Consider the following 628-nt stretch of genomic DNA (forward strand, 5'->3'; position numbering starts at 1 on the left):
CCCTCCGCGATCGCCCTGACCACCGCCGCGGTGGCGAGCGTCGGAACCTGCGGCCCGTGCTCCTGCTCCGCCAGCAGCGACCAGCGCGCGTGCGTGAGGGCGCCGGACGCGTCGAGCCCGGTGACGGCGACCACCATGCCGCCCCGGTCGGAGGTGGTGATCCGCGTCGCCCGGCGCGCGGCGACGAGCAGCGGGATCAGGCCGTCGAGCCGCCCGACGAGGCCGGCGCGCCTCATCCGCGCCAGCGCCATCAGCCCGTACTGCTCGATCCGGGATTCGAGCCCGGCGTAGAACGCCACGCGGGACGTGACCGCGACATCCGGACCGAGGCTCTGGGCGTCCACCGTCTCCACCGCCGCGACGCGCCGGTCGCCAAGGCGGGGAACGCGCATCCGCCGGCTGTCGACCCAGCCGGTCGTCCACTGCAATTCGCCCTCGCGCCAGACCGGGACCGGGCGGCCGGCATAGGTGAGGATCGCGGCGATCACGGCCGGCCCCACCTCGCCGCGCCCGCCCGGCGTGATGGCGATGTCCACGCTGTCGATCCGCCGCCAGCCTGTCGTGAGCGCGGCGAGCCCCGCGACGGAGAGCGCCGGCGTGGAGCTCGCCCCCGCCAGCGCCACGAGGC

Annotated in this window: 1 pseudogene; it reads right to left on the bottom strand. The window is 76.4% G+C overall.

The features are described 5' to 3' along the window. Positions 1–536 (bottom strand): annotated as a pseudogene (locus ACFQ4O_RS18140) (saccharopine dehydrogenase); the annotation flags it as partial. Between the last annotated feature and the right edge of the window lie 92 nt (positions 537–628).

The organism is Methylopila musalis (assembly GCF_042679725.1).
GTDB classification, from domain to species: domain Bacteria; phylum Pseudomonadota; class Alphaproteobacteria; order Rhizobiales; family Methylopilaceae; genus Methylopila; species Methylopila musalis.